Origin of the sequence: Amycolatopsis sp. NPDC052450 (genome assembly GCF_044547565.1) — a bacterium.
Classification (GTDB): Bacteria; Actinomycetota; Actinomycetes; order Mycobacteriales; family Pseudonocardiaceae; genus Amycolatopsis.
The window spans coordinates 391,550-417,128 of sequence record NZ_JBIUAQ010000002.1 but is presented as its reverse complement, the minus strand read 5'-3'; the positions used below and the strand labels follow the sequence as shown (position 1 = coordinate 417,128).

The 25,579-nt window shown below is 68.6% G+C and carries 23 protein-coding genes and 1 pseudogene; 9 read left to right on the top strand and 15 right to left on the bottom strand.

From position 1 onward, the window contains the following. Nucleotides 1-19: 19 nt before the first annotated feature. The 3 genes from ACIHAO_RS06865 (at nucleotide 20) to ACIHAO_RS06855 (ending at nucleotide 3,930) form a co-directional block, all read left to right on the top strand. A complete protein-coding gene (locus tag ACIHAO_RS06865) occupies nucleotides 20-2,488 on the top strand; it encodes an ABC transporter permease subunit (RefSeq protein ID WP_396555175.1) in 2,469 nt (822 codons plus the stop codon). 28 nt (nucleotides 2,489-2,516) lie between these two features. Then, entirely contained in the window at nucleotides 2,517-3,491 is a 975-nt protein-coding gene (locus tag ACIHAO_RS06860) for a glycine betaine ABC transporter substrate-binding protein (protein ID WP_396555173.1), read from the top strand. Between the two features lie 82 nt (nucleotides 3,492-3,573). Further along, on the top strand, nucleotides 3,574-3,930 hold the full coding sequence (locus tag ACIHAO_RS06855) for a hypothetical protein (RefSeq protein WP_396555171.1): 357 nt from the start codon (nucleotides 3,574-3,576) through the stop codon (nucleotides 3,928-3,930). Nucleotides 3,931-4,123: 193 nt separating this feature from the next. Here ACIHAO_RS06855 and ACIHAO_RS06850 read toward each other — a convergent pair whose 3' ends face one another. The 9 genes from ACIHAO_RS06850 to ACIHAO_RS06810 all read right to left on the bottom strand — a co-directional run bounded on the left by ACIHAO_RS06850 (nucleotide 4,124) and on the right by ACIHAO_RS06810 (nucleotide 11,137). Then, complete coding sequence (locus ACIHAO_RS06850; RefSeq protein WP_396555169.1) at nucleotides 4,124-5,194, bottom strand: family 43 glycosylhydrolase; 1,071 nt, start codon at nucleotides 5,192-5,194, stop codon at nucleotides 4,124-4,126. A 410-nt stretch (nucleotides 5,195-5,604) separates the two neighbouring features. Then, entirely contained in the window at nucleotides 5,605-5,994 is a 390-nt protein-coding gene (locus tag ACIHAO_RS06845) for an STAS domain-containing protein (RefSeq protein ID WP_396555167.1), read from the bottom strand. Nucleotides 5,995-6,074: 80 nt separating this feature from the next. After that, on the bottom strand, nucleotides 6,075-6,542 hold the full coding sequence (locus ACIHAO_RS06840; RefSeq protein WP_396555165.1) for an ATP-binding protein: 468 nt from the start codon (nucleotides 6,540-6,542) through the stop codon (nucleotides 6,075-6,077). A 194-nt stretch (nucleotides 6,543-6,736) separates the two neighbouring features. Continuing rightward, nucleotides 6,737-7,915, bottom strand: a complete 1,179-nt coding sequence (locus ACIHAO_RS06835; protein ID WP_396555163.1) for a PP2C family protein-serine/threonine phosphatase — start codon at nucleotides 7,913-7,915, stop codon at nucleotides 6,737-6,739. Then, a complete protein-coding gene (locus tag ACIHAO_RS06830) occupies nucleotides 7,912-8,910 on the bottom strand; it encodes a SpoIIE family protein phosphatase (RefSeq protein WP_396555161.1) in 999 nt (332 codons plus the stop codon). The genes ACIHAO_RS06835 and ACIHAO_RS06830 overlap by 4 nt, the downstream gene beginning before the upstream one ends. After that, nucleotides 8,907-9,332 carry an anti-sigma regulatory factor gene (locus ACIHAO_RS06825; RefSeq protein ID WP_396555159.1) on the bottom strand — a complete coding sequence of 142 codons (426 nt, stop codon included), beginning with the start codon at nucleotides 9,330-9,332 and terminating at the stop codon, nucleotides 8,907-8,909. The genes ACIHAO_RS06830 and ACIHAO_RS06825 overlap by 4 nt, the downstream gene beginning before the upstream one ends. Then, nucleotides 9,322-9,720 carry an STAS domain-containing protein gene (locus tag ACIHAO_RS06820; protein WP_396555157.1) on the bottom strand — a complete coding sequence of 133 codons (399 nt, stop codon included), beginning with the start codon at nucleotides 9,718-9,720 and terminating at the stop codon, nucleotides 9,322-9,324. Before ACIHAO_RS06820 ends, ACIHAO_RS06825 begins: the two co-directional genes overlap by 11 nt. After that, nucleotides 9,717-10,580 (bottom strand): STAS domain-containing protein, encoded by an 864-nt coding sequence (locus ACIHAO_RS06815; RefSeq protein WP_396555155.1) that lies wholly within the window; start codon nucleotides 10,578-10,580, stop codon nucleotides 9,717-9,719. The genes ACIHAO_RS06820 and ACIHAO_RS06815 overlap by 4 nt, the downstream gene beginning before the upstream one ends. Nucleotides 10,581-10,690: 110 nt before the next feature. Beyond that, nucleotides 10,691-11,137: a MarR family winged helix-turn-helix transcriptional regulator gene (locus tag ACIHAO_RS06810; RefSeq protein ID WP_396555153.1), complete on the bottom strand. Its 447-nt coding sequence runs from the start codon at nucleotides 11,135-11,137 to the stop codon at nucleotides 10,691-10,693. Nucleotides 11,138-11,279: 142 nt separating this feature from the next. Here ACIHAO_RS06810 and ACIHAO_RS06805 point away from each other — a divergent pair, with 142 nt between their 5' ends. Beyond that, nucleotides 11,280-12,494 carry a PP2C family protein-serine/threonine phosphatase gene (locus tag ACIHAO_RS06805; RefSeq protein WP_396555151.1) on the top strand — a complete coding sequence of 405 codons (1,215 nt, stop codon included), beginning with the start codon at nucleotides 11,280-11,282 and terminating at the stop codon, nucleotides 12,492-12,494. A 66-nt stretch (nucleotides 12,495-12,560) separates the two neighbouring features. On the opposite strand, the gene ACIHAO_RS06800 is transcribed toward ACIHAO_RS06805, so the two are convergent. Next, nucleotides 12,561-13,850, bottom strand: coding sequence for a serine hydrolase domain-containing protein (locus ACIHAO_RS06800; RefSeq protein WP_396555149.1), 1,290 nt, complete (start codon nucleotides 13,848-13,850; stop codon nucleotides 12,561-12,563). Between the two features lie 491 nt (nucleotides 13,851-14,341). Between ACIHAO_RS06800 and ACIHAO_RS06795 the strand changes: the two genes are divergently transcribed. Beyond that, nucleotides 14,342-15,046, top strand: a complete 705-nt coding sequence (locus ACIHAO_RS06795; RefSeq protein WP_396555147.1) for a GAF and ANTAR domain-containing protein — start codon at nucleotides 14,342-14,344, stop codon at nucleotides 15,044-15,046. 384 nt (nucleotides 15,047-15,430) lie between these two features. Here ACIHAO_RS06795 and ACIHAO_RS06790 read toward each other — a convergent pair whose 3' ends face one another. Continuing rightward, a complete protein-coding gene (locus ACIHAO_RS06790) occupies nucleotides 15,431-16,918 on the bottom strand; it encodes an RICIN domain-containing protein (RefSeq protein ID WP_396555145.1) in 1,488 nt (495 codons plus the stop codon). A gap of 220 nt (nucleotides 16,919-17,138) precedes the next feature. Between ACIHAO_RS06790 and ACIHAO_RS06785 the strand changes: the two genes are divergently transcribed. Further along, nucleotides 17,139-17,501, top strand: a complete 363-nt coding sequence (locus ACIHAO_RS06785; RefSeq protein ID WP_396555143.1) for a hypothetical protein — start codon at nucleotides 17,139-17,141, stop codon at nucleotides 17,499-17,501. A gap of 156 nt (nucleotides 17,502-17,657) precedes the next feature. After that, a complete protein-coding gene (locus ACIHAO_RS06780; RefSeq protein ID WP_396555141.1) occupies nucleotides 17,658-18,068 on the top strand; it encodes a hypothetical protein in 411 nt (136 codons plus the stop codon). Between the two features lie 474 nt (nucleotides 18,069-18,542). Here ACIHAO_RS06780 and ACIHAO_RS06775 read toward each other — a convergent pair whose 3' ends face one another. The 4 genes from ACIHAO_RS06775 to ACIHAO_RS06760 form a co-directional block, all read right to left on the bottom strand. Further along, nucleotides 18,543-18,872, bottom strand: a complete 330-nt coding sequence (locus ACIHAO_RS06775; RefSeq protein WP_396555139.1) for a TfoX/Sxy family protein — start codon at nucleotides 18,870-18,872, stop codon at nucleotides 18,543-18,545. Nucleotides 18,873-19,152: 280 nt separating this feature from the next. Beyond that, complete coding sequence (locus ACIHAO_RS06770; RefSeq protein WP_396555138.1) at nucleotides 19,153-20,094, bottom strand: esterase/lipase family protein; 942 nt, start codon at nucleotides 20,092-20,094, stop codon at nucleotides 19,153-19,155. A gap of 39 nt (nucleotides 20,095-20,133) precedes the next feature. Then, a complete protein-coding gene (locus ACIHAO_RS06765) occupies nucleotides 20,134-20,976 on the bottom strand; it encodes an SGNH/GDSL hydrolase family protein (RefSeq protein ID WP_396555137.1) in 843 nt (280 codons plus the stop codon). A gap of 131 nt (nucleotides 20,977-21,107) precedes the next feature. After that, a complete protein-coding gene (locus tag ACIHAO_RS06760; RefSeq protein WP_396555136.1) occupies nucleotides 21,108-22,313 on the bottom strand; it encodes a PucR family transcriptional regulator in 1,206 nt (401 codons plus the stop codon). Between the two features lie 150 nt (nucleotides 22,314-22,463). Here ACIHAO_RS06760 and ACIHAO_RS06755 point away from each other — a divergent pair. Together ACIHAO_RS06755 and ACIHAO_RS06750 are read left to right on the top strand one after the other, a co-directional pair. Further along, nucleotides 22,464-24,277: pseudogene (locus tag ACIHAO_RS06755) on the top strand (AMP-dependent synthetase/ligase). Between the two features lie 436 nt (nucleotides 24,278-24,713). After that, nucleotides 24,714-25,367 (top strand): hypothetical protein, encoded by a 654-nt coding sequence (locus ACIHAO_RS06750; protein ID WP_396555135.1) that lies wholly within the window; start codon nucleotides 24,714-24,716, stop codon nucleotides 25,365-25,367. The last annotated feature ends 212 nt before the right edge of the window (nucleotides 25,368-25,579 follow it).

Genomic DNA, 25,579 nt, shown 5'->3' with positions numbered 1-25,579 from the left:
CGGCTATTTTCGCCCTGCGATGTCGAGGAGCGGCGCCCTGAGCCTGTGGGAGTACCTCCGAGAGAACTGGATCGACGTCGTGAACGACGCGATCCTGCACGTGGATCTCACCCTGGCGGCGATGGCACTGGCCGTGCTGGTCGGAATGACGATCGGCCTGCTCACCTACCGGCGGCGGTGGCTGGGCGCGATGGCGACCACGACGACGGCGGCGTTCCTGACCGTTCCGTCGATCGCGCTGCTGGGCATCCTGATCGGCCCGTTCGGGCTGGGATTGACGAATGTCCTGTGCGCACTGGTGCTCTACGCGCTTCTGCCGATCACGCGCAACACGATCGTCGGGCTGCGTGGCGTCGATCCGGCCGTGGTGGACGCGGCGCGCGGTATGGGGTTCGGCCGCGCGCGGCTGCTGTTTCGCGTGCGGCTGCCGCTCGCCTGGCCGGTGATCCTTTCCGGCATCCGGGTCTCGACGCAGATCACGATCGGTATCGCGGCCATTGGCGCGTATGTCAAGGGCCCCGGTCTCGGCAACGAGATCTTCGACGGGCTCGGCCGGTTCGGTTCGGTCAACTCGCTGAACCAGGTGCTCACCGGAACGCTCGGGATCATGGTGCTGGCGCTGCTGTTCGACCTCGCCTTCGTGGTGGTCGGCAAGCTGACCACACGGCGACGTCCCCGTGCCCGCCGGGCGGATGCTCCGGCGACGTCGGGGGGAGCGGCCGGAATGGGCGGCGAGACGATCGAGCTGCGGGACGTCAGCAAGCACTACCCCGGGCGAGCGGTACCGGCGGTCGAAAGCCTGTCGATGCGCATCCCGGCGGGTGAGATCGTCGTGCTGACCGGTCCGTCGGGGTGCGGCAAGACGACGACCATGCGGATGATCAACCGGCTCGTCGAGCCCACCGCGGGCGTCGTCACGATCGGCGGTACCGACGTGTCGGCGCTCGACCTCGACGAACACCGGCGCAACACCGGTTACGTCATCCAGCAGGTCGGGCTTTTCCCGCATCTGCGGGTGGACGCCAACATCGGTGTGGTGCCGCGGATGCTCGGCTGGACTCGACGACGCATCGCGGGCCGCGTGCGCGAATTGCTCGACGTCGTCGGCCTGACCCGTGAGCACGGCATCCGGTACCCGCGGGAGCTTTCCGGTGGACAGCAGCAGCGCGTCGGTGTGGCGCGGGCGATGGCCGCGGATCCGCCGGTCATGCTGATGGACGAGCCGTTCGGCTCCACCGACCCGATCACGCGCGCCCGGCTGCAGGACGAATTCCTTCGCCTGCAACGGGAAGTGCGCAAGACGATCGTGTTCGTCACGCACGACTTCGACGAGGCGCTGAAGGTCGGCGACCGGATCGCCGTGCTGCGGCCGCGGTCGGTGATCGCCCAGTACGACACGCCCCAGGCGATCCTCGCCGCGCCGGCGGACGACTACGTCGCGAACTTCGTCGGCTCGAAGCGGAACCTGAAGCGGCTCGCGTTGATCCGGGTGGGTGACCTGGACCTCCGGCAGGCGGTGGTGCCGGACGGCCTGCCTCCGGTCCGGCCCGACGCCACCCTGCGGGACGTGCTGGACGTGATGGTGCGGACCGGCAGCACCGAGGTCGTGGTCACCGAGGGCAGCGCCGCGCAGCCGCTGGGGGTGTGCGATGTGCCCAGCCTCGTCGCAGCGCTCAGGCTTACCGGCGAGGCGCCCACGCCCGCGATCCCGGACGCGGTGGAGCCGCCTGGGCTGGGCGCGGACACCACGGTGCCCGCGCGGCCTCGTCGGCGACGGCTCGGGCTGCTGGTGCGCCCGGTCCTGCTGACCATCGCCTTACTGGCGCTCTTCATGATCGTGCGCGCGCACCCGATCGACTCGATCGAACAGCGCTTTCTCAACGCCGGCGAGATCTTCAGCGAACTGGGCGCGCACCTGCGGCTCACCCTGATCTCGACGGCGTGCACGATCGCCATCGCCCTCCCGCTCGGCATCCTGCTCACCCGCGCCGGCGCCCGCTGGGCCCGGCCCATCGGACTGGGGCTGGGCAACCTCGGCCAAGCGATCCCGTCGATCGGGCTCGTCGTGCTGCTAGCGCTCTGGATCGGCACGGGCACCGCGACCGCGGTGACGGCGCTCGTCGTCTACGCGACCTTGCCGGTGCTGCGCAACACGATCGTCGGCCTCGACGACGTCGACCCGACCCTCGTCGACGCCGCGCGCGGCATGGGCATGGGCAAGACGGCCGTCCTGTGGCGGATCGAACTGCCGCTGGCCGTCCCGGTGATTCTCGCCGGGATCCGGACCGCGCTCGTGCTCACCGTCGCGAGCGCGACGCTGGCGACCTTCATCGACGGCGGCGGTCTCGGCGGCGGGCTTGTCGCCGGGATCGGGCTGGACCGCCCGATCCTGAGCCTGACCTTCGGCGTCATCGTCGCCGCACTGGCGCTCTTCGTCGACTGGCTGGGGCTGGTCGCCGAAGAAGTCCTGCACCCGCGCGGCATGTAGCTCGACCGACTTCAAGGAGGATCGACCCATGCGGATGCTTCAGCGCACGACCGCCGCCGTACTCGCGCTCGCCGTGGCAGCGGCGCTCGCGGCCGGCTGCACGATCGGCAAGGACGAGACCGGCCCCCAGGTGGGCGCGGGATCCATCACGAAGATCGACGCGCTGAACGGCGCCCAGATCCGCGTCAGCTCCAAGGAGTTCGACGAGCAGCTGCTGCTCGGACAGATCGCCCTCGTGGCGCTGCAGGCGGCAGGGGCGAGCCCGCAGGACAAGACCAACATCACCGGCTCGAGCAACGTCCGCCGGGCGCTCACCAGCGGCGCGGTCGACCTGTACTGGGAATACACCGGCACCGCGTGGATCAGCTACCTCAACCAGACCAAGCCGATCAGTGATCCGCAGGCGCAGTACGAAGCGGTCAAACAGGCCGACACCCCCAACGGCGTCACCTGGTGGGCACGCTCGCCTGCCAACGACACCTACGCCCTCGCCGGCAACCCGGCGACACTGGCCCGGACCGGCGTCAAGACGCTGTCCGACTACGCGGCCCTGGTGAAGCGGGACCCGGCCGCGGCCTCGACCTGTATGGGCCCGGAGTTCAAGAGCCGGGACGACGGCTTCCCCGGCCTGGCGAAGACCTACGGGTTCGCGCTGCCCGACCCGAACGTGCACCTGCTCAACGACGCCGTCGTCTACCCGAGCATCGGCAAGGGGGATCCCTGCGGCTTCGGCTCGGTCGCCTCCACCGACGGGCGTGTGGCCGCGCAGAATCTCACCGTGCTCGAGGACGACAAGCATTTCTTCCCGACGTACAACCCCGCGATCACGATCGCCACTCCGCTCGCCCAGAAATACCCGCAGCTGGAGCAGGTCTTCACGCCGATCGCCGCGAAGCTCGACACCGCGACGCTCACGGACCTGAACAAGAAGGTCAGCGTCGACGGCCAGAAGCCCGCCACGGTCGCCCGCGACTGGCTCAAGTCGGCCGGCTTCATCAGCTGAACCGCGTGTCGCCGCAGGGGGTGACGTCGCACCCAAGGCATGACCAACCCGAACCGGGTCCATAACGGCAGGACGGTGGCAGATGAGCGCGTACACCGTTGCGGCCATCGGTGCGCTCATCGACACCCACCGCCACTTGGTCCCCATCCTCGAGGAACATCTCATCGACAACGAGGGCGAGGTTCTGCCGCATCTCGTGCTGGCCGACGTCGTCCGATGGCTGGTCGAGCATCGCACCTCTGACCCCGAAGTCTGCCGATCGGTGATCGGTTGGCTCGAAGAGGAATTCGGGCGGGGGCCGGAGGAGGTGCGCGGGCTGATCACCGCGAGTGGCGTCGAGATGATCCCGGATCCCGGTCTCCCCGGTGCCGAGCTCCGGGACCTGTTGGGACCTGTTCTTCGTGAGGTGGACCCGTGGTCAGGAGAGAGCGACCGGTGATCCGGCTGTGCCGCGGGTCTTGTCGACGACCACGAGAGATGGTGGGCGTGCGTGCTCGGTATCGGCGTGCGGGCCGCTACGGCCCTTGCCCGGTCCCTGTCCGGCAGCGGCCTTTTGGCCGGTATGGGTGAACGGCGCGTTCATGGCGCTGGCGTGATGAACGCGCCGTTCACGACAAAGCCGGGTGAGGCGCTTAGCTGAGGTAGAAGCCGCCGTCGTTGCGGAGGACCGTCGCCACGATCGGGAACCGCCTGGTGCCGTTCCACCAGTGGTAGACCGCGTGGTACTGGCCGTTGGCCGCCTGGAAGAAGTCCATCCCGCCCGGGCCGGGGTGGTTGCCGGGCAGGCCGCGGTAGGGGTTGAGGCCTCCGGTGCCGGTGTATCCGAAGTAGGGCCGCTCGGCCCCGTTCTGCCGTGGTGTGCAACGCGTCGACGGGAGCGGGCCGGTGCCGCATCTGGCGATGCCGGTCGCATACCGTGCGCTGTCCCAGTTGTTGCCGGAGTAGGCCAGGTACCAGTAGCCGTCGGCGGATTTGAACATCGACGGGTTCTCGATCACGTGCGTGCCGCCGCTCATCCGGGTGGTCTCCCAACCGATGTCGGTGCTCTTCAACGCGTCCCGGCGGGTAGCCCAGTCCGCCATACCGTTGGACTGGGTGCGCACGATCGAGATGCCGGTCTCCGGGTAGGAGGTGATCGCGTCGTCCCGGTAGGCGACGTACATGGAACTGCCGGAGACGAACGGGTTCGCGTCGATGGCCCAGCGGCCGCTGCCCGGGCAGGCCCACTCGACGGGGTTGGTGAACGGCCCGCGTGCGCTGCCCGAGACGGCGCGGCCGAGGCATTTCTGGCCGGAGCCGCGTTTGGACGCGGTGTAGTACATGAAGTAGGTGTCGCCGAAGCGGACGACGCCGGGCGCCCAGACGTTGCCCTCAGCCCAGCTGCCCGGCCCGTTGGGCAGAGCGTCGGCCGACGCGCAGGTGCCCACGCCGACGGTGTTTCCGGAACCGTGCGCGAGCACCGGCACGAACAGTTTGCCGGTCACGCCGCACCGGGTACCGACACCGGCGCCGACCGTGGTGCCGTAGGTGACGTACGTGCCGTCCTTCGCCTGGACGGTGTCCGGGTCGGCGAGCGGGAACGTCGACTCGGCGGCCGCGGTCGAGACGCCGTCGGCCGCGCCGGCCGTGCCGGCCGCCATGACGGTGGTCGTGGCGGTCGTGGCGAGCACGCCCGCCACGAGTAATCTGGTCCACTTGCGCATGCTGAATCCCTTACTGGGCAAGGAGAGTAGTGTCGGTCAGGAGGAGCACCCGGCCGCCCGCGGTCGCGGCGGCAAGCCCTGCCGCCGCGATGTCGAGCAAGATTCACCGGGGTGACCGGTTGCTCTCCCCGGTTACTTTTGGACGGACAAGTGCGCCAGTCGCAAACTATGTGACCCCGGTCGCCAACGCGACTGAAAGCACCGAAACTGCCGGTCGATGCGCCCGTACGGCCTATCCGGCGACGACCAGGTTGAGATGTGCGGGGCGTCGGCTTTCAAGAAATCCTCCACCCGTCCTGCGCCGTGCTGGCCGGTGGGTGTGCTGCTATTCGCCGCCTGGTCACGAGTACTGAAGCGACACAAAGGTTTCGCCGCAGTTTCACGGCAGCAAGCAGAATCGCGGTCCGCTCCTACGGTGAAGGCCGGTTCGAGGCTTGGAGTGCTTCGTCGACCGTGTGGTAGAGCCTCAGCACGATGTCGAGGCCGGTGATTTCGATGGGCCGGATCACGGGGCTGTTGGAGTCCACGGCGATGCGCAGTGATTTCCCGCGTGTTTCCGCGTAGGCGTCGGCGGTGATCAGTGTGGCGAGGCCCGCGGAGTCGAGGAAGTCCACTGTGGTCAGATCCAGAACGCAGGCGCTGCCGGTGTCTTCGATCGCCGTGGTGACGGCCGCCTGGAGTTTCGGTGCGGCTTCGGTGTCGACTTCACCGGTCACCGAGACCACGATGTTCCCGTTCACGACACGGTTGACGATGCCCAGGTCGGGTGGTGGCGGCTCGGCCTGGGACGGTTGGCTCACAAGGGTCGACGGTACCGGACCGGCGACACCTTGGAATGTGTCGCCGGTCCGGTACCCGCCCGTCCGGGTGCGGGACACGGCTAGTCCTCGCAGTGCCAGTCGCGGGCCGTGGCCAGATGCGGTGCGTGACCGCTGCTTCCCTCGCGGTTCAGCGCGAGCTCGACCCACACGGTCTTGTGATCGGCGTAGTTCTGGACGCCCCAGGCGGAGGAGAGCCGGTCGATCAGCATCAATCCACGCCCGCCGGAACCATCCGGAGTCCGCCGGCGCGGTTGGCGCGGCGAAGCGTCGTCGACCTCGATCCGCAGATACCGGCCCTGGTGCGTGATCCCGAGGCGGCAGGCCCGCGGCGTGTCGCCGTGCCGGTGGGCGTTGCTGACCAGTTCGTCGGTCACCAGGACCGCGTCGTCGACGGTGAGCCCACGGTATCGGCCCAGCACCTCGCGAACACCGTGCCGGACGTCCCTGGTCGAGGTCGCGTCCAGGTCGTAGGTCACGTCGACCGGGTTCGGCTCATTGCGCTCCGTAGTCCTCGGCTGTGTTGACATCCGTCCCACCCGCCTCGCATAGACGCCTTCCGGAAACATCGCGCACTGAAAGCAGTACCCCGCGGTGAACGAAAGCAAACTCCACAGTTGACGCTCCACCTTCACCTCCAGGGACAGTTGGGTGAAAGTTCTTGCCTCCAAAGGGTTTCGTTTCGTCGGTCAGTCCTTTCGATCGCGGCGCCAGGTGACCGGCGTCACGGTCTGCGCCGGATCGCGATGACGACGGTGTCGTCGGCGTGCAGGACCACGTCGTGCATTTCGGCGGCGAGCGCGCCGGGGACCGTCGCTGTGGGTTTTCCGGCGTGGCGTGGCGCGATGGCCAGTAGCCGGGCCTCGCCTTCCTGGTGATTTTTTCGGCTCTCGGTCAAGCCGTCGGTGTAGAGGAGCATCAGATCGCCCTCGGCGAGGGTGCGGCGGACCAGACTGCCGTTGCCGGGATCCGGGAAGCCGACGCCTCTTCCGACGCGGGAGGGCACCAAGAGCTCGGTGTCGCCGGCGGAGGTGACGACGACCGGACGGGGGTGGCTGCCGTTGGCGACGGTGACTTCGCCGGTGACCGGGTCGAGCCGGGCCAGCAGCACGGTCGCCATCAAGTCGGGCTCGATGGTCGCCAGAGCGTTGGCGGCGCGGGCGATCAGGTCGTGGAAGGGATGGCCTTCCAGCGCCAGGGTGCGGATGGCGTGGGTGACGGTCAGCGCGTGCCGGGTCGAGGTGACACCGTGGCCGACAGCGTCGACGAGGGTGATGTGCACGTTCCCGCCGGGCAGCACGAACCAGTCGTAGAGGTCGCCGCCCGTGGGGGAGTCCGGCTCGCTGGGGGCGTAGTGCACGGCCAGGTCGAAGGCGTCCACGTGTGGTGGCGGTGGGCGTAGCGCGTCTTCGAGTTCGCGGAAGATCACCGTGTGGGCTTGCCGTAGTTGCTCGTCCCGTTCTTCGAGTTCGACGTACATGGCGAGCACGCCGCTGTTGGTTTCGGCGAGTTCGTGTTTGAGCCCACGCTGTTCCTGGGTGACGGCGTCGGCGCGGGCGATCAGAGCGAGCATTTCCTCGCGGGTGGCCAGTTCGTCGTCTTCGGGAACGGTCGCCGTGTCGTGGACGGCGGGGAGGTGCCAGGTCAGGGTCGCGCCGTCCCCGGCGTCGGGCAGCAGGGGCAGGGCGTTGCGGTGGTCTTGCCCGACTGGACCGGGAAACCGGAGGGTGACGGCGAGCCTGCCTTCTCCCGCGTGGGTCGACAGCTCGGGTGGCCGCCCCGCGTGCTCGGCGAGCAGGGTCACCGCGAGGACCAGTTTGGCGCGGTCGTCGGTGGTGACTCCCGCGGCGGCGCAGGCCTCGCGAAGCCGGTGGCGGAGCGGGGCGAGGGGGGAGTGCGTCATGGCGTGCCCGTTCCGGATCCGACCACGATCAGGGTGGCGTCGTCGTGGGGGTCGCGGTGCCGGTGGGCGAGGTCGGCGGCGAGCAGTGCCGGGACCGGGAACGGGCCGAGGGGGGCGGCGCCGCGCCAGCCGGTGCCGATTCCGTCGGTGTGCAGGACGACGAGGTGGTGCTCCGGCAGGCTCACGGTCCGGACGTGGGTATCCGGCAGGGTGAAGCCGACGATGCCGGGCATGCTGAGCAGCGGCCGGCTCTGCCCCGGCGTCAGCACCAGGCCGCCGATGTTCCCGACACCGCAGAATTCGAGCAGGCCGCCGGAGATCCGGGCCAGCGCGACGGCGGCGCCGCGGGTCTGCCGCAGCGATCGGTGCATGGCGGTGAGATGGTCGCGGAGTGGACGGTCCGGGTCGCGGCGGAAGACGTCGATCGCGGCCACTGTCGCGTCGCCTGCCGCGGGGCCGTGGCCGAGGCCGTCCACGACGGCGATGGTCCGGGCACCGGGCAGGGTGGCGATCGCCAGGCCGTCACCACACCGGTCTTCACCTTCGCGCGCCAGGCGGACGTGGGCGACGGCCGTGGGATTCGTGCCGGTGACCAGTGTTCTTGCCGCCGCGGTGGTGCCGGAGCCCGCCGCGGACCGGATCCGGAACTCGGTGGCCAGCCTGCCGACGGCGCCGAGGCCGGTGCCGAGCGTCGCGGTCGTGCTGTGGCCGTCGATGCGCCAGTAGTCCAGATCGGCCATGCCCGGCCCGGAGTCCGCGGCGTAGCTGTCCACGCCGGCTCCGGCGAGGGAGCGTTGGATGAAGACCGTGCCGTCGGTGGCGTGTTTGTCGATGTTGCCCGCCAGTTCGGAGGCGATGACGGCCGCGCGCTCGGCCAGCACCTCGGGCAGCCCCGCTTCCGCGGCGACTTCCCTGGCGGCGCGCGCCGCCGTGTAGACCGCGCTGACGTGGTCGATGCGGATCTGGCGGGTCACTTCCGCGACGGTGACGGTCATGGTTTCCAGCGCACGATCGTGACCGTGGTGCCGAGACCGGGAGCGGTGTCGATGGCGAACTCGTCGACGAGCCGCCGGGTTCCGCCGAGGCCGTGCCCGAGCCCGGCTCCAGTGCTGAAGCCGTCGGTCATGGCCTGGTCGACGTCGGCGATGCCGGGGCCCTTGTCGCGCACGGTCAGCCGCAGGCCCGCCCGGCCCCGCTCGTCTCGCACCACGGCGATCGTCATCGTGCCACCGCCACCGTGGATGTAGGCGTTGCGGACCAGTTCGCTGGCGGCGGTGACGATCTTGGTCTGGTCGACGATGGTGAAGCCCACGGCGACCGCACTGGCCCGCACGGCGTGGCGGGCGCTGAGCAGATCTTCTTCGGCGCGGACGGAGTGTTCGCGCGGGCCTTGGTCGGTGAGTTCGTCAGGAAGCATGAGGCGCCTCTTCGGCGGCCTCGGCGGGACGGCGCCACCCCAGCAGCTCCATGGCCTGTTCGGCGTTGAGCGCGGTCTGCACGCCGGTGAGCCGCAAGCCCAGTTCGGACAGCGTGATCGCGACCGCCGGGCGCATCCCGGCGACGATCATCCGTGCCCCGAGCAGGCTCCCGGTGGCGGCCAGCTGCATCAGCACCCTGGCGACGAAGGAGTCGATGATCTCCAGTCGCGAGATGTCGAGGATGACCCCGCGGATCCCCTCGTCGGAGATCCGGGTGGTGAGTTCGTCGGTGAACCGGAGTGCGGTGGTGTCGTCCAGGTCGGCCAGCAAGCCGCTGATCAGGATGTCCCCTAGCCGCAGGATCGGCAGGCCGGCGCGCGTGCTCACCCGGTCACCGCGCGGGTGCGGTCGCCGAGCAGGTCCAGGGCGGCGGCGAGGGCGTCGGCCAGCGAGCCGCGGGTCACGATGTGGGAGAGGTCGATGCCGAGCTGGGTGACGGTCTGCGCGATCGACGGACGGACACCGCTGATCAGGCATTCGGCGCCCATGAGCCGGACCGCGCTGACCGTTTGCAGCAGATGCTGCGCCACCGCGGTGTCCACTGTGGACACGCCGGTGATGTCGATGATCGCCACGCGGGCTTCGTGGGTCTGGATGGCCTCCAGGAGGTTGTTCATCACGACCTGGGTGCGGGCGCTGTCGAGGGTGCCGATCAGGGGTACGGCCAGTACCTGGCGCCACAGTCGCACCACCGGTGTGGACAGCTCCAGCATCTGCTGGTGCTGGCGCCGGATGATCTCTTCCCGGCCTTCGGCGTAGACCGAGAAGGTGAGTAATCCGGCCGCGTCCAGGAGCTGGTTGACCAGCAGCGCTGCCTGATAGCGCACCGACGGGTCCTCGCTGCGGCGTTCGAGCGCGCTCAGGGTCGTGCGCTTCAGTGCGAGGATCGCCGTGGCCGTGACGGCAGGGGCGGTACCCGCGCGAGCACGTCGCTCGGAGAGCCCGCGCAGCGCGGAGCGGACCGCCTGGTCGCGCTCGATGATCTGTGCCGGCGGCAGTCCGGTCTCGAGTGCGTCACGGAGCGCCCCGAGCAATTCGGTCGCCTCGCGTCGCAGCGCGGATTCGTCGAGCTGAGCCGAAGAGCCGGCCAGCTGCCATCGGACCCAGTCGTCGACCAGCCAGCCTTGGTCTTCGCCGAAGATCCGCGACAGCAAGTCCCGGACGGCGTGGTCGTCCGTCCTCAGCACCGAGGCCTCCCAGGAGCTCCAGGCCGCCCTCTGGATGACCGGGAGCAGCAACCGTTGTCATATGACAATAGTTAGCCTACTGGAGAGAGCCGGGTACGGCACGCCCGGATCTAGTCGGACGCCGCCTCACGGAATTCCCGGAGGCCCGCGGCGAGTGTCTCCCTGGTTTCGGGGGTGAGTTTCTCCAGCACCGCCCGAAGGCTTTCGCGCCGACGGGCCCGCAGGTCCCGCAGGTACGCGCGGCCGCGGTCGCTGAGCCGCAGCGTGATCTCCCGGCGGCTGGCCGAGCTGGGCAGCCGTTCGAGGAAGCCGACCGCTTCCAGCCGGTCGCACAGGCGGCTCACCAGCGGCGGGGTGGAGCCGAGCACCTCGGCGAGAGCGCGCAGGTTCAGGCCGTCGTGGTGATCGAGTGCCACGACGGCGCGTACTTGGGACGTCGACAGCGGACGCGGTGACGCCTCGCGAGCCCGCTCGAACATGATCTCGAGCAGCTCGGCCGTCTCGGTCACGGCCGCCGCCACCGTCTCGGTGCCGGGCGGCCCGGAGGACCGATTCACAGACCCACTCTCGCATCCTTATGCTGAACTGTCAGCTCAGCTCACCGCGGCACGTCCTGCGACCGGTCCACGGAGCGGTGCGGACTCATCCCGTGTGCTCGATTCGAGGCGCCGGGTTCCGGGCGGGCAGGAGGCACACGCGGTGGACAGATCCTTGGCAGTCGAACGGGTCCTGCGCGGCGTCCAGCCGCACGCGCTGCTCGACGGGCTGCGCGCGGCATTGAGCGAGCATTTCGCCGCCGGCGCCGTCGAACTGCTGATGGCCGACTACAGCCTCACCGAACTGCGGCGAGTGACCGTCCTGCCGTACACGACCGAGCCGATGCCGGTGGCAGGCACCGCGGCGGGCGAAACCTTCACCACCCAGCGGGCGACGTTCGAACCCACCGAAGACGGCATCCGCGCCAACCTCCCGGTCACCGTGCGCGGCGACCGGCTCGGTGTCCTGGCCGTCACGCTGCCCGAAGAGCCGGAACCGCCGGTCTGGGCCGAACTCGGCCGGTTCGCCGAAGCACTCGGGCACGAGGTCTTCGTCGCCGACCGCGACACCGACCTGTACGTGCAGGCCCGCCGCTCCTCGCGGCTGACGCTCGCCGCCGAGATGCAGTGGCAGCTGCTCCCCGGCCGCGCGTGCAGCCGTCCCGAATTCGCGCTCGGCGGCCAGCTGGAACCCGCCTACGCCATCTACGGCGACTGCTTCGACTGGTCGGCCTCCGCCCGCACCTTGACGGTCACGCTGGTCAACGGCATGGGCGAAGGCAGCAGCGCCGCCCTGCTGACCAACCTCGCCGTCAACGCGCTCCGCAACGCCCGCCGCGCCGGGATCCCGCTGGACGCACAGGCGGAACTCGCCGACCAAGCCATCTACGCCCAGCATCGCGGCCACGAACACGTCGCCACCCTCCTGCTGGAATTCGACCTCGCCACCGGCGGGATCACCGCGGTCGACGCGGGCTCACCCCGCCTGTGGCGGCTCCGCGACAGCAAGGTCGAACGCGTCCACTTCGACGAGCAGCTTCCCCTCGGCACGTTCGAAGACACCCAGTACACCGCCGAAACCCTGCAGGCCTTGCCGGGCGACCGGTTCGTCTTCGTCAGCGACGGCGTGTACAACGCGGCCGGACCGCACGGAGAACTCTACGGCGACCGCGAATTGACCCAGGCCGTCCTCGCGACCGCGGATCTGCCCGCGGCCCATGTGCCGAGCGCGGTCCTCGCCGAACTGCACGACCGCCGCGACGGCGGGCTGGCCGCCGACGACGCCATGGTCGTCTGCCTCGACTGGTTCGGCTCGAACCCCAGCGCCGACCGGGAATCCGATGTCGCCTCCACGATCACGGACGACACCGCAAGGTGATTCTTGTGGCCGTGCCTCAACGTCCGCCGAAGCAATCCCGACCGGCATCGCCGAATTTCCGAACTGTCAGCCGAGGCAGGCCCGGACGGCTTTGGCCAGGTTCGCCGCCCTGGGGTCGTCGGGCCGGAAGTTCCAGAGGTTGGTGACATAGCCGAAGCCGACACCGGCGTCGGGGTCGGCGAAGCCGATCGATCCGCCGGAGCCCGGGTGGCCGAACGAACCCGGTCCGGTCATCGGCATCGGCGGACAGGCCCGGTGGAATCCGAGGGACATGTAGAAGGAGCGGTCGGCGGGGATGTCCAGTCCCGGTGGCAGTCCGTGCATCGGTGTCTTGTCGGTCTGGACCTCGGTCATTGTCTTGACCGTCGCCCGGTTCAGCAGGCGGACTCCGTCGACGGTGCTCACCGTGGCGGCGTACATCCGGGCCACCGATCGCGCGTCGGCGAGCATGTTCGCGGCCGGGAATTCCGCGGCACGCCAGGCACGGGAGGTGAAGTAGTCGGTCGTGGGATCGAGGGCGCCGCCCAGCTCGCCTGCTCGGGCTTGCACGGAACCAGGCTCCCAAAGGGCTTTGACCCACCTGGTGACAGTGTCGGCGTCCAGCCCGGTCAGTTCGATCATGCCGGCGATCAGCTCTTCCAAGGTGAACGGCGCGGCGTAGTGCAGCTTGGCCACCCGGTGCTCGTGTTTCTCGGGGAGCCCGATCCACGCGCTCAGTCCGAGCGGGCGGGCGACCTCGTCGGCGAAGAACGTGCCGAGCGACTTGCCGGTGATCCGGCGAACGACTTCCCCGACCAGGAATCCGTACGTGACACTGTGGTAGACGTGCTCGGTTCCCGGTTTCCACAACGGTTTCTGTGCCTCGAGCGCCCGGATGACCGGGTGCCAGGCGCAGGCCTGCTCGAAGGTCAGCGGTCCGTCGACGATCGGAAGGCCTGCCTGGTGCGACAGCAGCCAGCGCACCGGGATCTCTTCCTTGCCCGCGTTGCCGAATTCCGGCCAATAGCGGGAGACCGGGGCGTCCAAGTCCAGTTCGCCGCGCTGGGCCAGCATGTGCGCGCAGATCGCGGTGGCGCCCTTCGTGGTCGACGCGACCTGGACGATGGTGTTCTTACGCCACGGCCGGTTCGCCTCGCGATCGGCCAGGCCGTCCCACAGGTTGACGACCTGGCGGCCGCCCACGTAGACACTGCACGCCGCGCCGACCTCACCGGGGCTTTCCTTGAAGTTCCTGCGGAAGACGTCGGCGACCTTGCCCCAGCCGTGCTCGACGCCACGGCCGTCATGGCCGTCCTCGGCCGCGCCGGCCTGCCCGGCGAGACCGACGAGGGCGCCTGTGGTCAGCGCTCCGGCCAAGACCGTCCTCCGTCGAACCTGTCCCCGCTCGGATGTTCCGTCCACCATGTCGTATCCCCTTTGGTGAAGACCTGAGCTCGGATGACTTGCGGGGATCACGATCACCGAGTGCGCTGACGCGGCGCTGACACCGCCCTGACACGGGCTGAACGCCAGGTGCCTGGCACGCGCCGGGGCTACTCTGAGCGCTCCTGGCCCCGCGATCCTCCGGCGTCAGGGCTACAATGAGCCACGTATCGTGAGGTCGTTCAGACTGTGTGGAACCGGTCGGACTGTGACCTTGGGCGGGCCACCGAAAATGAGGCGAGCCGAGCACCTGCCAGCGGCATGACATACCCCTCTGAGGGGTGACTGCTCCTGAGCTCGCCGGTGGCCGGATCCACGTCGCCGCGGTTGAGGAACCCACTCGACAGGTGACTCCGATTGCACAACCCTGAACGCTGCTTCGCCGCCGAGACCGCGCCTCATGCGGCAGGTCTCGTGGTGAGCACATGACACCGCCCGAAGACCTCGAAACCGTCCTGGCCGGCCTGCGTCACGCAGCTGCCGACGAGCGGCATCTCGGCGCCCTCGCCTCCCTGCGCATCGCCGGGCTTCTCGGTCTGGACGCTCTCACCATCGACCTGGTCAACAGCGCCGGGACCCTGGAACTGATGTGGTGCGACCCCGTCGACGGGCCTTGGTCCGAGCTGGACACTCTGCAATACACCCTCGGTGACGGCCCCACCCTGGAAGCCGCCCAGCACGGCTACACGGTGACCGAACACGATCTGGCCGCCACCGACCAGGCCCGCTGGCCGCTGTTCCTGCCCGCCGCGATGAAGTCCCCGGCCAGAGCCGTCGTCGCGGCCCCGCTCCGAGCCGGCGGCGAGACGATCGGAGCGCTCACCGGGTACCGGGCCACGCCCGGCACCATGACGGCATCGCAAGCACACGATTTCCATCGCTTCCGCCAAGCGCTGCTGCCCTTGGTGCTGCAGAGCGCGCCGAGTCTGGCCGCCGGCGACTCCGGCCACGGCGACGGCCTCCGCTGCTACCGCGAAGAAGTCCAGCAAGCCGCCGGGTATCTCGCCGTCACCCTTGCCATCCCACCGGATCACGCGCTCGCCCGGCTCCGCGCCTACGCCTTCCGCCACGACCGCTCCCTGACCGACCTCGCCCGCGACGCCCTCACCCGCCGCCTCCGACTGGACTGACCACAACCCGTAGGCCGTGAACCAGTGGCGTGGAGTAGGCGCAGACGGCTTATTCGGGGGCGCGGAGTTCGTTGTTCCGGCGCTGGGCTGCGTGGAGCCGGCCTCCGAGGGAGACGATGCGGCGGGCGGTGTCGACTGCGGTGCCCTGGGCGACCACGCCCTAGGGGCGCCAGGTGTGCCAAAGGGCGTTGTCAGTGCCCTTGGTGAACACGTCGAGGCGGGTTCCGCCCCATGAAGCCAGTGCCGGGGTCGAGGTGGCGGTGCCGCCGTGGTCCGCCCAGCCGGACCACGTGTTGACGGCGAACCACTTGTGGAAGGCGCCGGGAGGACCGCGGTGAGGGCGATTCGGTCGGGTGCTCGACAGGCCGGGGCGAGCTCAGGGGCTCAGTACCGGCCGGTGCAGTTGACGATCGGGGGGCCGTCGCGTTCGGGCTTGTGGGTGAGGCAGACCCTGAACCACACGTCGGGCTTCCGGTCGCGGTCCTGGTCGCGGGGCAGGGCGACGGTCGAGGGTTTGCCGTGTTCGGCGGTGAAGGGCACCTCGCAGGTGTGCCAGCCGCCGGGGCCGCGCAGGGTCGTCCACTGCAGGGCCATGGTGAACTGCTGGGGGCTGAACTTCACGTACCCCTCGGCCCAGTAGAAGGTCTCCTCGGCGTCGTCGGTCCTGCGGTTGGCGCGGAAGAGTTGCACGGCGCCCACGGTGTTCGCGCCGATGCTGATCTCGCCGCGTTGGGGGTCTTCCTCGCGGACGAGGAACGGGCTGCCGCTCCAGACGCCGGATTCGGCGGGGATCACCTCCAGGCCACCGTCGCAGGGCCGGTCCTTGCCACCGCCCGGATACTCGGCCGCGTCGGGCCCGACCGCCGCGGCGGCCACCACCGGCGCCGAGGTGGTCCGGGGTGGTGCCGGATCGGCGGTGGCGATCATCTTCCATTCTTGGGACCGCTGGCGGTCTTCGCACGGGCGCTGCACCAGCTGCATCCCGGCCTGCGGTGTGGCACCGGCGGTGGCAAGGCACTGGCCACTGTTGAGGTTGACCATGGTGACCATGCCCTCCGCGCTCGGCGTCGGCTTCCAATACTGGTTGCGCTCGCCGTTGCAACCCCATTGCTGCACGGTGGCGCGATCGTCGAAGCTGCCGCCCTTCACCTCCAGGCACATCAGCAGCCTGCCCACCGGCCGCAGTTGCCGATAGTCCGGATTGTCCCGGTAGGGGGCGACCGCCTCCCACACCGCCGTTGTCGCGTCGGCGGGGTTGCGGACCACGCCGATCCCGCCGGGCTGGGCGGAGTTCCGGTCGATGGCCAGCCGCAGCCCGGTCGCGCCGGACTCCACCCTTGCCGCCCGCGCGTAGTCGATCGTCGGCGGAGCCGGGTCGTCGCCACCGGTCACCGTCCCGGCCACGACGCCGCCTGCGGCGAGCATGACGAGCCCGGCCACGATGGCTGCCCTGCGGGTCCACCAGCGGCGGCGCGGCGGCGCGTCGGGCGCGGCATCCTCAGCCGGCAGCTCCTGGTCACTCTGCCGGTTCAGCAGTCTGTCCAGCGTTTCCAGCCATGGGGCCGGTTCCGCGCCCAGCACGTCGACCAGGTCTCGGACGAACCGTTCCGGCTCACGCATCAGCACCAGGTCCTGGCGGCTCTCCAGCACCCGCCACACCGTCGACCCCGACAGCTGACCGGGCCCCAGCTTCTTGTCGGCCCAGGCCTGCAAGGTCTTCTTGTAGCCCGGGTTTCCGGCCCATCCCCGCAACTCTTTCAACAACGCGACGAACGCCGGGATGTCGATCGCGGACCGCGGGTCCGGTGGAGCACCGCGCGCGGGCGGCTCCAGCGGCGGCGGTTCAGGATCGGGAAGGACCTCCCCGGCCATACGCGGTCTCCTCGGCACAAAGGATCGCTCGCGTCGAGCGGGTCCCATTTCGACGTTCTGATCTGTGTCCCAGCCTGTCCCAGCGTCCCGACCAGCCGCAACGCCTGTCCGTGGGACACCCGCCTGCCGTAGCAAGGTCATGTCAGACACACCGGGCGACCGAATAGGACACCCGAACGGGGCCGGACCCGGTGACCGAACAATCCACAGGAGGAACTCCATGGACCCGACACGACCCGCCCGCACCAGCGGCCGGCCGATACGCGCGGCGCTCACTCTCGCCGCCGCGGCGGCGATCACCGTCGTCGCCGACGGCACCGCCCACGCCACTGTCACCGCCACACATGGTGCCGACTGGGCACAGGCCACCAGCACCACTGTGCGGGCCTACGACGGTGAATCCGACGGAAATGGCGTCTACGCCGACGTCTACCTCACCACCGGGCAGCACCTGTCCGTCTGGGACGGCAACGGCGCCGACGGCAACGCCGGGCCCTGGGCCCACGTCGGCGGGACCATCGCCCGCTTCCGAGTGTGCGAGGACCACGCCGGCTGCTCTGGCTGGCGCTACGACCCCAGGTAGGGCACGTTCAGCAGGCGAAGAAACCGGTAGCGACGACGTTTCGCGCTCATAGCCGACTCGCGCGGACTCCTGGTGCCGCTCGGTTTTTCGCAGGCCACCGCCCCAGTCCCCGCCGCGCCATCCGCAGTCTGACGAAGATCGGAGATCATCATGCGCATGACGACCACCGGCGTGCTCGCCACCGCCATCGCCGCAGCCACCCTGGCGATGAGCGGCACGGCAGGCCACGCCGAGGGCATCACCAGTTCCGGGTCCGCCCCGGCGGCCATACACGCCGCCACGTTCGGCACGGCGGTGCACGGAACCGTCCGCAACAACCTCTCCGTGCCGGTCAAGATCACCACCGACTGGTGCAAGGCGACCAAGGGCCCCTGCCGAAACAGCGACATCCGCACACTCAAGGCCAAGAGCACCAGCAGCAATGACATCGACGGCTTCCAGGTGCCCAACGGCAAGAAATACTGGGTCGAGTACGACGCGCTCTTCGGCACCGAGAAGCGCTGCGTCGGCTCCGGCTGGCACAAGATCAGCGACACCACAGTCGCCCGGATCCACCGCACTTGCTGAGCCGTCCACCACGGAAACCGGGCCTCCGCTGTGCGAACGACAGCGGAGGCCCGGTGACAATACCGTCGCTGCCCTGGCCATCCAGACCCCGAAATCGGACGGCTTCGACCGCCGCGTCGAGGCGTTTCTGACTCGACTTCAACTAAGGAACCGGTGCCGGGCCTTCGACAGCGTGGTCGCCGGGTTCTGCTTCAGCGACGGGCTCGATGTCGTGTTCAAGGGCGAGTTGCGCGGGCAGTGCCTCCCACCGCACCTGCGTGCCTGCCGCGCCGAGGACCCGGCTCAGTGCTCGCGATCCGGCGCGACGACGCCGGACACCGGTGATCTCCCTATGGTTTCCCTGACCTGGGCCGGCGCCTGCCGCGCGCCCTCACCGAAGAGGACAACACTTGCGGCGCGGACCGCTGAACAACAGCCACCGCCCGCCCCGGTGTCCTCCGCGCAGTGCTCAGGCAAGTGCCCATGGACGGCGGGTCACTTCTTCTTGGGCGGTAGCTCGGCGGTGGCTTCCCAGGCCACCCGCAGCCAGTCGTCCAGGACGTCGTCGTCGAGGGTCTCCTCCGCCAGCAGCACCCAGCCCTTCTGCTCCTTACCGCGGAACACCAGCGGCCCCGCACCGGGCCGGGAGAGCGCGTCGTCCATCCCGTCCGGCCCGACGCGCACCATCAAGCCTTCGTCATACACATTGGCCAACGCATTGCCCTGGAAGAGAAAAGTGATCCCGCCGAACATCTTCTTCGCGACCACCCCGTCGGCTTCCAGTCGCTCCAGGACCCGCTCTGCCAGCACCTCGTCGTAGGCCATACCCGGCACGCTACGTCCCATTCCGACGACCCGCGCGGCCAGGCGCCGCAGCGTCGTGTGGCCCAAGCAAAGTCGGACCGCCCCGATCCCGACGGGCGTCGGCGGCGAAGTCGATCACGGCCACACGCCGGTTCGCCTTGGCAGTGCGTAGCAGGCCTCACTCAGTTGTGCGCTGTCCGTCATGACCGAATGGTCTTGAGCGATGACCACCAGCGCAGGTTGCCGTTTTCCATCGCTCGCAGGCTATGTCTCAAGCGTCTGATCGACGGTATGCCGGGCTTCAGCCGCCGATGACGGGCCAGACGGGTGTGGTGCAGTGGGGGCGTCGGGCGGTGGCCGGGTCGAGGGCGTTGAGCACTTCTTGGAGGGCGACGTGGTCGAAGGCGGGGGCGAGGTGGTCGGCGTAGTCGTTGGCGCATTTGTCCTGTAGCAGGATGTTCGTTGCGGTGTCCCCGGTCAGGAACTGTGATTGGTAGGGGGTGACGACGGCGTCGAACCGGGTGACGATGGTGGTGTAGTGAACGCCGGGGACGGTGTCGGGCAGCGAATTGAGTCGCGCGAGGAACGCCGAGCCGCGGAGTTGCTGCAGCGCCGCGGGGTCGTGGGTCGTGATGAATGCTTTGAGCGGCGGGAACAACTGGAGCGCGGTCTTGATCCAGTTGTCGAGGCCGGAGGCGGTGGAGCCGTGGCTGGTGGGTGCCAACCCGATGACGTTGTGGACCTTTTTGGCGCCATCGAAGAATTTGACGTAGTACTGGGCCACGGTGCCACCGAGGGAATGTCCGACGAGGTCGGTCTCGCTCGCGCCGGTGGTGGTGAGCACCCTGTCGACGAACGCGGCCACGTCGGCGGTCGCGGTGTGGATGTCGCCGGTGCCGCCGATCTGCCCGGCGAGAAGGCCGCCGTAATTGAGCGCGAAGACGCAGTAGCCGTTGTTCTTCAGCAGGGGCGAAAGGGTGTTCCAGTTGACGGCCATGTTGGCGTGGGTCCCGTGCAGCAGGATCACCGGCCGCGGGTGGGTGACCGAGCGGCAGGACCAGTCGTTGGCGCCTGGTGGCGGGCCGCCCGGCCGGGCGAGTGAGGCGGCGACAGCGGGAACAGAATTGAAGATCACCGGCAGGTCCGCGGACCGGCCATCGGCCGACGCGGCAGACGCGGCCGAGAGGGCTGTCACGGTGAGGGTGACGATGATGGTGCTGAACAGTCGAAGCCGTGTGCGCATGGTGGCGCTCCTCGTCGTTGAGGGTTCGGGAGCTGAAGGTCAGCGGAGTACGTCGAGGATGGCGTTGCCGTAGGCGCGCATGCCGTTCTCGTTGGGGTGGATCGGCGCGGCTGGGCCGACGGGGATCAGGCCTTCCAGGTAGCGGTCCTTCGGCGCGGCGCAGACGTCGTGTCCCACGGTGACGGGTGCGAGGTCGACGAACGTCACGTTGTGCGCGTGTGCCGCTTTGCGGGCGGTGGCGCTGACCCGGTTCATCACGCTTTGCAGGTAGTCGGCGTCGCGTCCCCAGAGCGGCTGGACCGGGAAGCAGCCGCCGGGCCGGGTGTAGGTGCCGTAGCCGGTGACGACGATTTCGGCGTACGGGGCGCGGCGGCGGATCTCGGCCAGCGCGGAGTCGAACTTCGGCGCCATGACGTCGAGTCGCCCGGCGAGTTCGTCCTCGCCTCCGCCGGTGTACCGCTGCTCGCAGGAGCGGCCGAAAGGCTCCGGCAGGAAATTGATACAGCTCAACGCGACGGGGAACAGGTCGATGTCGTTGGCTCCGATGGTGAGGGTGACCAAGTCGGTGCTCGGTTTCAGCGCGTCCAGCTGGGGAGCGAGGATACCGAAGCGGCGGCCGGTGAGGTCTCCGATCTCCGCGCCGGAGCAGGAGACGTCCGTGAGAGTGGCACCGGTCCGGTTCGCGATCACATTCGGGTAATTGCGATCCGAGCGGAGACAGAGCAGGTTGACGTTCTGGTTCGGGATGAGCGGCCCCGCGGCGGCGGAGTCACCGAGCGCGACGTATTCGAACCGCCCTCCGGCTTGGGCTTGTCCGCCCGTGAGCACCACGGCGGCCGTCAGGGCCGCCATGGTCGTCAGCAGCCGCCTTCTCATGTGCATCCGAAACCTCCACCATTGCCCCAGCGGGAAGAAAATGTTCCCCACAGCATGTGGTCCGGGCGGGAGAAAGGCAGTAGGACGGTTTCCAGAATCCGGGTCGTCCGGTTATGACGCGGCACAATCGGCCGTGTTCACCCGGCTTTCCTCGCGGCGAGTGCGGCTTTGATCAAACCGATGTCGCTCAGGTTCGTGGCATCGAGTCCGGTGAGTTCGTGGATTTTGCGAAGGCGGTAGTCGACGGTGTTCGGATGGACGTGGAGCGCGGTCGCGGTCGGTCGTCTGCCGCCGGACCGGAGAAAGGCTTCCAGGGTCTCCAGAAGGTCTTCACCCGCTTCGAGAGGTTGGAGCCTCGCGGCGAGCCGGTCCAATGCCTCGCTGGGACGGGACAGCTGGTATTCGAGGAGGAGGTCGTCGAGCCGGTACACCCCAGGTGGTTTACCGAAAGACCGTGCCACGTGCAGGACCTTCCGGGCGACGGTGACGGATTCGGCGACGTCGGCGGGGGCGGCGGCAACGACTCCCGCGGTGAGGTCGGCACCGGTGGACCGGCCAACGTCGGCGACCAGCCTGCCCAGCCAGGACCAGTCGCGTGTGGACAGCTCCGCCGCCGGGGCGGGGGCGGGCAGCAACGCCGTGCCTCCGTCGGGGGTCAGGGTCGCGAGAACCTGGCCGCGGACCTGCCGGTCCAGTTCCGCGCGCAGTCGCCGCAGTTTGCGCCGTCCCGCCACTCCGGGGTCGAACCGGGTGTCTGTTTCGTCCGGGTGGGGTGCCACTGCCATCTGCAGCACGAGATAGCAGGAGGGCAGCGGTAGGCCGGCCTGCGCGGCGGCAAGGTCGGCGGGGGTGCCGTCGAGCAGCGCGGACAGCAGCGTGTGCCGGGCGGAGTGCTCGTCGTCGTACATCGTCTGCCGTTCGTCGAGATAGCCGGCGCCGACAGCGGGTGTCACGAGTTCGAGGTAACGCAGAGCCAAGCTGTTGATGGCCATGACATCGCCGACTTCCCCGGGTTTCACATCGGGCGTCAGCGAGTCCCACACCACCTGGACGCCGATGTGGTAGGCGGTGAGGACGATGTCGATCGGAATGCCTTCCTCGGCCCGGCGTGCCGCCGACTCGCGCAGGAAGTCCAGTTCGTCCCGCGTCGGCAGGTTCCGCGTACGCAACACCGTGACGAACGAGCGGAGGGTCTGGTCGATGACCCGCGTGATGTCCCCGGTGAGCTGCTCGGTCGGCAGCAGACCGTAGGCCGGGATTCGCTGGATGACCTCGGCCAGTACCAGGTCGGTGTAACCCCGAAGATCCGCCAGCAGCCGCTCGTGCAGGGGACGGCCGCCCACGGTGAAAACCGGCCTTTTGTTACCCGTCACAGTCGACCGTCATGAATCCTGGGACGAAGCCCATGTCATCTCCCTTGGTTGGTGATTCATCATGACACCTGGTGTTCACCGGCGCGCGCGGTGAGCCGGTCCACTTCGAAGGAGAAGTCGATGCGTGAGACGTTCACCGCCCCATTGCACCCTGCCCCCGAAGGCGGCGGACTCGCGGACCTGATCTACCGCAACGCCGCCGAAGCGCCGGACGACGTCGCCCTTCGGCGCAAGGTCGGGGGCCGGTGGGTGCCGGTCACCGCGGCGGACTTCCGAACCCAGGTCACCGACCTCGCGCGCGGTCTCATCGCCTCGGGAATCGAGCCGGGCGATCGTGTCGGACTGCTCGCCTCCACCCGCTACGAATGGACCCTGCTGGACTTCGCGCTCTGGGCCGCGGGAGCGATTCCCGTGCCGATCTACGTGACGTCGTCCGCCGAGCAGATCCACTGGATCCTGTCCGATTCCGAAGCGAGAGCGGTGATCGTGGAGACAGCCGCGCACGAGGAGACCGTCACCGGCATGCGCGGCGCCTTACCGGAACTTCGGCGCATCTGGCGCATCGACGGCGACGACGCCCCGGGCGCGGTCCGGGCCTTGGCGGCAGAGGGGACAACGGTCGATCCCGCCCAGGTGGAGGCGCGCCGCCGCGCGGTCATGCCCGGTGACATCGCCACGATCATCTACACGTCCGGCACCACCGGACGGCCGAAGGGATGCGTGCTGACCCACGCGAACTTCTTCGCCGAAGCCAAAACGCCGTCGAACTGCTGCGCCCGCTCTTCCACGGTGACGAGGCCGAGTCGGAAGCGTCCACCCTGCTGTTCCTCCCGCTGGCGCACGTGTTCGGCCGCATGGTGCAGATCGGCGCGATCCAAGCCAAGGCAACACTCGGGCACACCGCCGAGGTGAAGACGGTCGTCGACGACCTCGCGGTGTTCAGGCCCACGTTCATCCTTTCCGTGCCCTACGTGCTGGAGAAGATCTACAACACCGCACAGCAGAAGGCGTATACCTCAGGCAAGGGACGAATCTTCGACGCCGCAACGAGAACCGCGATCGCCTATTCCGAAGCCGCCACACCGAGCCTCGTTCTACGAGTCAAACACACCGTTTTCGAGAAACTCGTCTACACCAAGGTCCGCGCCGCTCTCGGTGGCCGCTGCCGACACGCGATCTCCGGCGGAGCGGCACTCGGGTCACGGTTGACCCACTTCTACCGAGGCATCGGGCTGACCGTCTTCGAGGGCTACGGGCTGACCGAAACCACCGCCGCCGCGACCATCAATTCCCTGGACTCGTTCCGGCCAGGCACCGTCGGGAAACCCCTGCCCGGCGTCGCGGTCAAAATCGACGCCGACGGAGAGGTCCTCATCAAAGGAGGGCCGGTGTTCCCCGGCTACTGGCGCAACGACGACGCGACCGCCCAAACCTTCACCGAGGGCTGGTTCGCCACCGGCGACCTCGGCTCGCTCGACGAGGACGGATTCCTGCGCATCACCGGCCGGAAGAAAGAAATCCTGGTGACCAGCGGCGGCAAGAACGTCGCCCCCGTGGTGATCGAAGACCGGATCACCGCGCATCCGCTGATCGGACAGGCGATGGTCGTCGACGACGGACGAAAGTACATCACCGCCCTCGTCACCATCGATGCCGGATACTTCTCCCACTGGAAGTCCACCGCCGGCAAACCCGCCGCCGCCACGGTGATCGACCTCCTCGGTGACGAAGGCCTGCACGCCGAGATCCAATCCGCCATCGACGACGGCAACGCCGCCGTGTCCGCTGCCGAGCGCGTCCGCAGGTTCCGGATCCTTCCCGCCGAGTTCACCACCGACACCGGACACCTCACCCCGTCACTGAAGCTCAAGCGCGACGTGATCATGAAGGACTTCGCCGACGACATCGAAGCCCTCTACAACGTCAGGCCATGAGGCCGCTTTCCCCAACCACGGACCTGAGGTCAGCGCGCGGTATCCGAGTCAAGCTCCACGCGAGTGCGGCGGAAGGGAACACCGAGATCCCGGGCAGTCTGCGGCGATTACCGTGAGAAAGGGGCTCGTGGGATCGTGATGGCGCCGGGCCGTCGTGTACGAGATCTACCCGCGCTCGTTCGCCGATACCCCCAGAAACGCAAGGCAGGCAATTCGGCGCCCTGAAATGTCGTTGAACAACCGTTAACGACCAAATAGTTCATGGCTGAAAAGTTACTTGAAACCACCCTCTCCGGCCTGCCTGTGTAACGAACACTTCTGCTGTGGCGACTCGTGAGAATGGCCGCCTGCCCGGTGGTGAATTCGTATGTCAGGAATTGCGGCATACGCCTCAGAGAGGAACCTTCCGATGAAATACTTGTCGCGTGGCCGCACGGTGACCGCACTGGTCTTCGTCTCGATCCTCACAGCGGGCACGGTCGCCTATGCCGGCATTCCCGCGTCCGACGGCACGATCCACGCCTGTTACAACCCCAACAGCGCGAAGGTGGTCAACGGAAGCCAGCTGAATATCATCGATTCGGCGACGGCGGCCTGCAGCAAGGGGCAGCAGGAGATCAGCTGGAACAAGACCGGCCCGCAGGGAGCTCAAGGTCCACAGGGACCCGCGGGACCACAGGGGCCGACGGGCGACAAGGGCGACACTGGGGCTGCCGGCGTCACAGCCGCGTACATCAACTACGGCGACGGGCTCCACAACTTGAGCGCGGGAACGACGCAAACGGTGTCCAGCGTGACGCTCCCGCCTGGACGGTACCTGCTGTCCGGGGTCATCGCGGTTGCCACAGCACCAGGCGAGGACAAGCTTCTCGTGGTGTGTGGCTTCGTCTCCGCGGGGACCGTACATGGGAACGCGGCGACCGCCACGCTGTCCGGACCGAACCAGTTCAGGATGCCGCTGAACGGCGACATCACCGCCACGGCAGCGGCGACCCCCGTGTTCCTGCGGTGCTCCGCCCAGGTTCACCCGGCACAGGCCACGGGCGAGATGATCGCCACTCAGGTCACCACGATCACGCCCTCGGAGTAGTGTCCCGAGTCGGATGTTCGTGTGGTAATTCGGCGTGGTGCCGAAGGATTTTGTTCTTGCTTCGCGCGGTGAAGATGTTGTCGCCTGAGGCCGTGAGCATTCCGCTGACTTCATGGTGCCGGGTCGCGGGGATTCACTCGCGGGCTGTGGGGTGACCGTGTCGCGAAAGCCACTTTCGCGACGCCCTGGGGGGCGAATATGGCGTTTGGGGC

Excerpts from the sequence above, each read along its gene's own strand:
- ACIHAO_RS06865 (WP_396555175.1), top strand. The coding sequence starts at position 20 with ATGTCGAGGAGCGGCGCCCTGAGCCTGTGGGAGTACCTCCGAGAGAAC.
- ACIHAO_RS06860 (WP_396555173.1), top strand. The coding sequence starts at position 2,517 with ATGCGGATGCTTCAGCGCACGACCGCCGCCGTACTCGCGCTCGCCGTG.
- ACIHAO_RS06855 (WP_396555171.1), top strand. The coding sequence starts at position 3,574 with ATGAGCGCGTACACCGTTGCGGCCATCGGTGCGCTCATCGACACCCAC.
- ACIHAO_RS06850 (WP_396555169.1), bottom strand. The coding sequence starts at position 5,194 with ATGCGCAAGTGGACCAGATTACTCGTGGCGGGCGTGCTCGCCACGACC.
- ACIHAO_RS06840 (WP_396555165.1), bottom strand. The coding sequence starts at position 6,542 with ATGTCAACACAGCCGAGGACTACGGAGCGCAATGAGCCGAACCCGGTC.
- ACIHAO_RS06835 (WP_396555163.1), bottom strand. The coding sequence starts at position 7,915 with ATGACGCACTCCCCCCTCGCCCCGCTCCGCCACCGGCTTCGCGAGGCC.
- ACIHAO_RS06830 (WP_396555161.1), bottom strand. The coding sequence starts at position 8,910 with ATGACCGTCACCGTCGCGGAAGTGACCCGCCAGATCCGCATCGACCAC.
- ACIHAO_RS06825 (WP_396555159.1), bottom strand. The coding sequence starts at position 9,332 with ATGCTTCCTGACGAACTCACCGACCAAGGCCCGCGCGAACACTCCGTC.
- ACIHAO_RS06795 (WP_396555147.1), top strand. The coding sequence starts at position 14,342 with ATGACACCGCCCGAAGACCTCGAAACCGTCCTGGCCGGCCTGCGTCAC.
- ACIHAO_RS06790 (WP_396555145.1), bottom strand. The coding sequence starts at position 16,918 with ATGGCCGGGGAGGTCCTTCCCGATCCTGAACCGCCGCCGCTGGAGCCG.
- ACIHAO_RS06785 (WP_396555143.1), top strand. The coding sequence starts at position 17,139 with ATGGACCCGACACGACCCGCCCGCACCAGCGGCCGGCCGATACGCGCG.
- ACIHAO_RS06780 (WP_396555141.1), top strand. The coding sequence starts at position 17,658 with ATGACGACCACCGGCGTGCTCGCCACCGCCATCGCCGCAGCCACCCTG.
- ACIHAO_RS06775 (WP_396555139.1), bottom strand. The coding sequence starts at position 18,872 with ATGGCCTACGACGAGGTGCTGGCAGAGCGGGTCCTGGAGCGACTGGAA.
- ACIHAO_RS06770 (WP_396555138.1), bottom strand. The coding sequence starts at position 20,094 with ATGCGCACACGGCTTCGACTGTTCAGCACCATCATCGTCACCCTCACC.
- ACIHAO_RS06765 (WP_396555137.1), bottom strand. The coding sequence starts at position 20,976 with ATGCACATGAGAAGGCGGCTGCTGACGACCATGGCGGCCCTGACGGCC.